Source organism: Methanococcoides sp., assembly GCF_030594565.1.
Classification (GTDB): domain Archaea; phylum Halobacteriota; class Methanosarcinia; order Methanosarcinales; family Methanosarcinaceae; genus Methanococcoides; species Methanococcoides seepicolus.
The window spans coordinates 1-7074 of sequence record NZ_JAUVEY010000114.1 but is presented as its reverse complement, the minus strand read 5'-3'; the positions used below and the strand labels follow the sequence as shown (position 1 = coordinate 7074).

Sequence of the window (7074 nt, the reverse complement as noted above, 5' to 3'; positions counted from 1 at the left end):
GCAGCGGCGATTATCTCTGCCAGTTTCTTCGAATTATGCCCGGGCACCTCTCCTGCTCCTGCAACTCCCAGCAGGTTAAGGCAGTCTCTCTGGGTGGCTATGCCTGTTCCGCCTCCAACAGTTCCTACCTGTATTGACGGGAGGGTGACTGCACAGTAAAGGTCTCCGTTCTCATTTACTTCCATTGTTGTTATGGCACTACTTCCCTCTACAACATGGGCAGCATCCTGACCACATGCCAGATAGAGTGCTACGATAATGTTTGCTGCATGGGCATTGAATCCCAAGGCACCTGCCCTTGCTGAACCCAGGAGATTTTTCCTGTAATTGACCTCTTCCATCATCTTCGGGGTGGTCTTCAGTTTCTTCTCCACGATCTCCTTTGGAATTGTAACGTCTGCAGCAACGGTTTTTCCCCTGCCAAGTATATTGTTGATGGCAGCCGGTTTTTTGTCGGTGCACATGTTGCCTGAAAGTGAGATCGGGTAAGCTCCGAATTCTTCTGAGATAAAGTTGAGCACAGCATCGGTGGCAATGGTTACCATGTTCATTCCCATTGCGTCCTTGGTGTCATAGGCAAACCTTAGGAATACAGTATTCCCTGTGATGAATGAATCTACACTGAGCAGTTCTCCGAAACGTGTGGTTTCGCCTGCTTTCTCTTTCATATTTGTGAAAGTTTCCGGTTCTTTGACCCAATCCACAAAGTCCTTTACCTTGTTCACATTCTCCAGTTTGAATACCGGGGCACGGGTCATGAGGTCCTGGAATATCCTTACATTTGAACCGCCTGAAGCTGTAATTACTGTACATCCACGATTGACGCTTGCCACGAGTGCTCCTTCAGTGGTTGCAAGGGGAAGCGTGAAGTCTCCGTTGGCATATTCTCCATTCACTTTTATAGCACCTGCAACACCAAGCGGGATCTGTATGGTGCCTATCATGTTCTCGATGTTGCGTTTGGTGGCTGCTTCAGCATCGATCGTATAGTTTTGTATGTGTTCGAACTTAATTCCATTCATCTTCTCAATGGCACATTTTCGAACCCTCACAGCTGTATCAGTGTCTGTATATGCATCTATTTTCCGGAGTGGCATTTCTCCTGAGACGACCTTTTCAAGCAATTCATCTTCTTTCATTGTGGTTTCGGTTTTTGATGCCATTAGTGTTCCCTGCAATATTATTTTTTTAGAATGTATCAATAGTGTGATGAATTATCGAGTGGTATTGAACCTGGTCAAAAATTTTCGATGAACCAGTATTATCTGAATCCATTATGGTGCTTCCTGCTTATATGTGTTGGTGGCATTTATATATTAATATATTACAAATGATATCTTTATACGTCTTGGCATTTTTATTCCGATCTATTATAAATACGGATATGGGCTGTGGATTCATCCTCATGATGATGATTACTATCTAAATTCTTGTAGATAAACTTAAATACAAAAATGCCACTTATTTTATGGTTATCATATATATGATATTGATGAAATCTCGGGGACTCATATATTTTTGAATGATTATTGTGTGTCGGTCAGGAATGGTATTACCTGTTATTTTTGTATCATATTCAACAATTTGAAAACGTGTTTAAATGGGTGTTATTGTATGATGGATGCGAATGGTTCTATGGGGCATCATATTTTCAGTTTGAGCTCTGCGTCTTCTAAAGAAGAATTTAACATGTGGCGTAAGGAGTGGCTTGTTGAGAATGCGAAGACAAGGCAGCTAGATGACCATAGGTATGCTGCTGATCATCAGGCCACCAATGGTTTCTGGTCCTGGTATCTTGAAAAACACAAAGATCTGACCTGTAGGTACAACAATCTCTATTCCGATATAACTGCAAGGGATTGCAGGGAACTGGAAAGAGATAAGCCGGAAAGTATGAACTTGTCAATTTCATCTGGATATGTCGACCTTGATCATATCAGACAAGAATTTATCAAGCACGACAGGAACACGATCGAATGTATAGCTACAAGTTTAAAGAAGATAGGTCTTGTTAAGGAAGCTGAAGCGCTTTTGTCCTCAAACCCAATTGAAAAGAAGACCATCTACGTTCTTGACAGGTTCTTTGATGCTTTACATAATAAGAATTTCAATGACCTGCAAATAATCGATTTCTATCTCGAGCTGACCCCTGAAGAGCGTGTCTCAATTGGATGCAAACCCTGAATCTGAAATGGTTTAAGTGCTCTGATGTTCTTTTAACTTCTGAGTGTGGGGGAACAGAGCATCCGGGGGTAATTTTGTTTAATTTTGTAAGTTGTATCTATTGATTCAACTCAGAACGGCTTTGTGTAAAAAGTAACTCTTGTGTATAAAGTCCTGATTCTGTGTAAAAAGTATAATTATGTGTATAAAGTAAGTGCGATTATATACTTTTTACACAAACCATGATTTTCATTACATTTATATATCATGATTATCTATTAACAACTCTATCAAAATTCCTATATAAAACAAAAACATATGATTTAATTGAGGCGATTTATATGCCAGAGATGCATCATCACAAAACGATAAAGGAACCATCGATCGAAGAAGAGTCAGCACTCCTTCGAAGAATAGGCGTAATCGCTACAAGGAATGCTGTCAACGACGCACTCAGCAATGGCAGACCAGTTACCTATCAAAAAGGAGATAAGATCGTTAGAGAGTATCCTGACGGTACTGAAGAAGTGCTGAAAACACTTGATAGACCATTTGTAAAGTTGAAACAAAGAGTCTATAGAATATGAAACGAATCAGGATTTTTGCAGGAGCAAATGGTGCAGGGAAATCTACACTAATCAACGACTTACTTGAAACAGATGGCTGGCTATTCGACAAAGATAAACACATTGAGCCTGATGCATTTAACAAAATGGACGTAATCGACTTTACTCCATTTGGTATCGTGGCTTCTGAATCTGAATTAAAGCAACACTTGTTAGATTCTACATTGTTTGAAAAAAGTGGTCTCGATCTCGATGATTTCAAAATTGAAAACAACTGCTTCATAAATGACATAAATAACGATTACGTTGGCTCTCTGATAGCTGATTATATACGAGATAAATTGATCGATACCACGGATATTAATTTATTTTCTTTTGAAACGGTATTTTCCCATGAATCCAAACTCGACTTCATGAAACGAGCAAAGGAAAAAGGATGGGAGCTATATCTATACTACGTGGGAACTTCTGATCCTCTAATCAACCAAAACAGAGTAAAAGAAAGAGTAGATAAAGGACAACATGGCGTTTCAAATGACAAGATATTTGAGCGCTATGATCGAACAAATGACTTCCTTTTCGATGCTTTGAAACTATGTCGAAGAGCATTTGTTTTCGATAATTCGAACAAAGAAATCGTCGAAGTAATGCAAAAAGATGTAGAAAACGAACTACATTTTGGTGAAGAAATTATGCCAGATTGGATCACAACTTACATAATTTCTAAGATTCAAAAAATTGAACTTCTACTAACTAAGCCAGAAAAAGCAATTTTAGACACTTTATACGATGCTCCACGCCCATTGAGTACTTCTGTGATTGCCAAAAAATCACATTTGTCTTGGGATAATACAAAAAACCATCTTAATGACTTGCAAACATGTAGACTCATAGGATCATATAAAAAAGGGAAGGGAGTTTACTGGTATATATTTTCAAAATAATCCAGTAATCAATACGTTCATTTAAATAGAATTTCTTATTTCTGCAAGTTCCTCAGCAAATTGTTCATATGTATTGATCGATAAATACTCTTTTTGCTTCAAAAAATGAGTTTGTGTAAAAAGTATTGGTTCTGTGTATAAAGTCAAGGTATTTTAGGACTTTTTACACAAAGCCACTCAGAACACAACACCTATATATCATAATTTAATCTACATTATGGTACTTATTTGTGCATTATATGAGGAATATCTATGGAACAGACTAAGATCCTACTTGATGAAAACGAGATGCCAAAAAAATGGTATAATATCCTTCCGGATATGCCCACTCCATTGGCTCCTCCACTTAATCCTGCAAATAATGAGCCACTGGCACCAGAGGACCTTGCTCCTCTTTTCCCTATGGAGCTCATCAAACAGGAAATGAGCAGTGAGAAATACATTGATATTCCGGAAGAGGTTCTTGAAATATACAAGCTCTGGAGACCTGCTCCTTTATTCCGCGCACACAGGCTTGAAAAATTGCTTGACACACCTGCAAAGATCTACTACAAGTATGAGGGCGTCAGTCCTGCAGGCAGTCACAAACCAAATACTTCTGTTGCACAGGCTTACTATAATATGAAGGAAGGCACAGAGAGGATAACCACCGAGACCGGAGCTGGTCAGTGGGGCAGTGCACTTTCACTTAGCTGTAATTATTTTGATATCGAATGTAAGGTCTACATGGTACGCTCAAGCTTCGAGCAGAAACCATACCGTAAATCCCTGATCAATCTCTGGGGTGCAAAGGTAGTACCTTCGCCAAGTCCTGATACTGAGTTCGGACGTCACATGCTTGAAAAATATCCGGACACTGCAGGCAGTCTTGGTATTGCTATTGGAGAAGCTGTAGAGGATGCTGTGAAGCACGACAATACCAAATATGCCCTTGGCAGTGTGCTCAACCATGTCATGCTACATCAGACAGTTATAGGTCTTGAAGCCCAGAAACAGCTAGATAAGGTCGAGGAATATCCTGATATAGTCATCGGTTGCTGTGGTGGCGGAAGTAACCTTGCAGGTATCAGCCTTCCATACATGAGGGATAAGATCGAGGGCACCCATGATCCACGTATCATCGCTGTGGAACCGTCTGCCTGTCCAACCCTTTGTGACGGCAAGTTCCAGTATGACTATGGTGACATGGCAAAACTGACCCCACTCCTTAAGATGTATTCACTCGGATACGATTTCATGCCACCTGCCATCCATGCAGGGGGCTTAAGATACCACGGCTGCTCACCGATAATCAGCCAGTTGACCGCAGATAATCTTATGGAAGCTACCAGCTATCATCAGGTAGAGGTATTCGAAGCAGGCGTTATGTTCGCCCGCAGCGAAGGTATTCCACCTGCACCAGAGTCCAACCACGCTATCAAATGCGCTATTGATGAGGCTCTCAAGTGCAAGCAGACCGGAGAAGAGAAGACCATCCTGTTCTGCCTTAGCGGACACGGTCACTTCGATATGTATTCTTACGATAAGTATTTCAGTGGTGAACTGAGCAACGAATGATCCGGGAAAACGGCTTTTAAACCCTATTCCTTATACTTTCTATTTTATTTTACTCTCTTCTATTTTTTAGTTTACTTTGTTGTTCCCCTATCGATCTTTTATGGCAAGATCTCTTGATCTTGATCATTTTTCTTTATTTATCGTAACATCGTAACAAAAACATTAAGTACTCTTAAATTCTTTAATAACATCATTATGGGGGATAATGAGCATAAGACCTGGCTTCGAGAAGAGGTCGAGGATTGGAGCAGGGATGGGATCGTTGACGAGCATCAGGCAAAGCTTATCTTGTCGAGATATGGGTTATCCAAGGCGCCTTCTGGAACTGAAAAGATCAGTCCGAAGAAGGTACCGTCAAAGCTCATTACAGTCGTTTCAATATTGGGTGCCTTTCTGATCGGTATTGGGGCGATACTGTTTGTTGCCTCGAACTGGCAAAAAATTCCTACTGTTGCAAAAATGATACTTTTGATTGGTACCACATATGCCACTTACTTCTTTGGCTGGAATTTGAAATTTAACAGGAAAACACACCCTGAAATGGGGGATGCAATGCTTTTTCTTGGTTCATTGTTCGTGGGTGTGACAATATTCCTGACTGCCCAGATATACAATGTGAATGCGAATGAGCATTGGCTTATATTGGTATGGTTCCTGGCCATACTTCCTTTTGGTTATGCTTTCAGATCGTCAAGCATCCTGTCATTGAATATTTTCACATTTGCTCTTTGGACAATGTTCTATATCTCACAGACCCGGGACCTGCTACTGAGCAGCTTCGAGATATTCATGTTATACCTTTTATTTGGTATCAATCTCTATGGATTTGGGCAACTGCACATGAAATTTGAAAAATATGCAAATTTCAGGCTGATCCATCAGGGTTTTGGTCTATTCTTCATCCTGGCTTCATATTTTTACTTCAGTTTAGAAATACCATATAGGTTCATATTGACCCGATTCACCCCAATCAACTGGCAGGTCCAGATGCTTTTCCTGATATTCATGATAACGTCCCTTATCTTTTTAGCATCGAATGTTTCAATGTACCGTAAGATCAAAAGCACAAAATACGAAGTCATTGTACTTGCAATTGCATTTTTAGGCTGGATAGGCACATGGTCGTTAACTTTCTTCATAGATGCATTGACCACACCAATTGTGAAATATGGTCATACTTACATGGAAATGGACCCAAAATCAGCTACAATATTATTCATAGCATTTAATCTGATTTTTTTCGTACTATCCATTGGCAGCATCCTTATCGGATATTATAAAGCCACAGTACCCTTTGTCAATGTCGGGATGAGTTTTTTTGTGTTGGGTGTTTTGAATCTGTATTTTACAACGCTTTACGAGTTGTTGCCCAGATCTCTTGCCTTCATTGCCGGAGGGATCATTCTCGTAATTCTGGGGTGGTATCTGGAAGATAAGAGACGATCGATCATAAACGAGATCAAAGGGGACAATGTAATATGAATTCGAAGAGATTTCTTTTGCTTATGGCTTATTCACTGATCATCATCTCATTGATATTCCTGCCTAAAGCGGTCACACTAAGTTTAGGCAAAGATATTTTACTAAAGACCGAACCCGTAGACCCGAGGGATATATTCCGAGGAGATTACGTTACCCTGAACTATGAAATTTCAACGATCGATCTGGATATAATTCCGTATGATCATGATTTTGTGGCAGGGGAGCCAATATATGCTATCCTTTCTGAAAACGAGAAATATTGGACTATCGATTCAGTAAGCCATACAAAACCCGATACCAATGGTGAAGAGGTCTGTATGAAAGGAACGATCAAATGGCCCAATGGCAACATTATGAATGTC

General features: G+C 40.1%; 7 protein-coding genes. 6 read left to right on the top strand and 1 reads right to left on the bottom strand.

Annotated features, from left to right (window positions below; all coding sequences use genetic code 11):
• Positions 1 to 1163, bottom strand: a 1163-nt coding sequence (gene hmgA, locus QAS77_RS09230) for a hydroxymethylglutaryl-CoA reductase (NADPH) (protein ID WP_305065111.1), incomplete at its 3' end; no start/stop codon positions are given.
• Positions 1164 to 1614: 451 nt separating this feature from the next.
• On the opposite strand from hmgA, the gene QAS77_RS09225 reads away from it, so the two are divergent.
• From QAS77_RS09225 to QAS77_RS09200, 6 genes are all read left to right on the top strand, one after another.
• Positions 1615 to 2184 carry a hypothetical protein gene (locus QAS77_RS09225; RefSeq protein WP_305065110.1) on the top strand — a complete coding sequence of 190 codons (570 nt, stop codon included), beginning with the start codon at positions 1615 to 1617 and terminating at the stop codon, positions 2182 to 2184.
• A 320-nt stretch (positions 2185 to 2504) separates the two neighbouring features.
• Positions 2505 to 2750 carry a hypothetical protein gene (locus QAS77_RS09220; RefSeq protein WP_305065109.1) on the top strand — a complete coding sequence of 82 codons (246 nt, stop codon included), beginning with the start codon at positions 2505 to 2507 and terminating at the stop codon, positions 2748 to 2750.
• Positions 2747 to 3673: a hypothetical protein gene (locus QAS77_RS09215; RefSeq protein WP_305065107.1), complete on the top strand. Its 927-nt coding sequence runs from the start codon at positions 2747 to 2749 to the stop codon at positions 3671 to 3673. Before QAS77_RS09220 ends, QAS77_RS09215 begins: the two co-directional genes overlap by 4 nt.
• Positions 3674 to 3925: 252 nt before the next feature.
• Positions 3926 to 5230: a TrpB-like pyridoxal phosphate-dependent enzyme gene (locus QAS77_RS09210; RefSeq protein WP_305065106.1), complete on the top strand. Its 1305-nt coding sequence runs from the start codon at positions 3926 to 3928 to the stop codon at positions 5228 to 5230.
• Positions 5231 to 5425: 195 nt separating this feature from the next.
• Positions 5426 to 6712, top strand: coding sequence for a DUF2157 domain-containing protein (locus tag QAS77_RS09205; RefSeq protein ID WP_305065104.1), 1287 nt, complete (start codon positions 5426 to 5428; stop codon positions 6710 to 6712).
• The coding region (locus tag QAS77_RS09200) for a GDYXXLXY domain-containing protein (protein WP_305065102.1) at positions 6709 to 7074 on the top strand (366 nt) is incomplete at its 3' end. The genes QAS77_RS09205 and QAS77_RS09200, both read left to right, overlap by 4 nt.

Excerpts from the sequence above, each read along its gene's own strand:
- QAS77_RS09220 (WP_305065109.1), top strand. The coding sequence starts at position 2,505 with ATGCCAGAGATGCATCATCACAAAACGATAAAGGAACCATCGATCGAA.
- QAS77_RS09225 (WP_305065110.1), top strand. The coding sequence starts at position 1,615 with ATGATGGATGCGAATGGTTCTATGGGGCATCATATTTTCAGTTTGAGC.
- QAS77_RS09205 (WP_305065104.1), top strand. The coding sequence starts at position 5,426 with ATGGGGGATAATGAGCATAAGACCTGGCTTCGAGAAGAGGTCGAGGAT.
- QAS77_RS09210 (WP_305065106.1), top strand. The coding sequence starts at position 3,926 with ATGGAACAGACTAAGATCCTACTTGATGAAAACGAGATGCCAAAAAAA.
- QAS77_RS09215 (WP_305065107.1), top strand. The coding sequence starts at position 2,747 with ATGAAACGAATCAGGATTTTTGCAGGAGCAAATGGTGCAGGGAAATCT.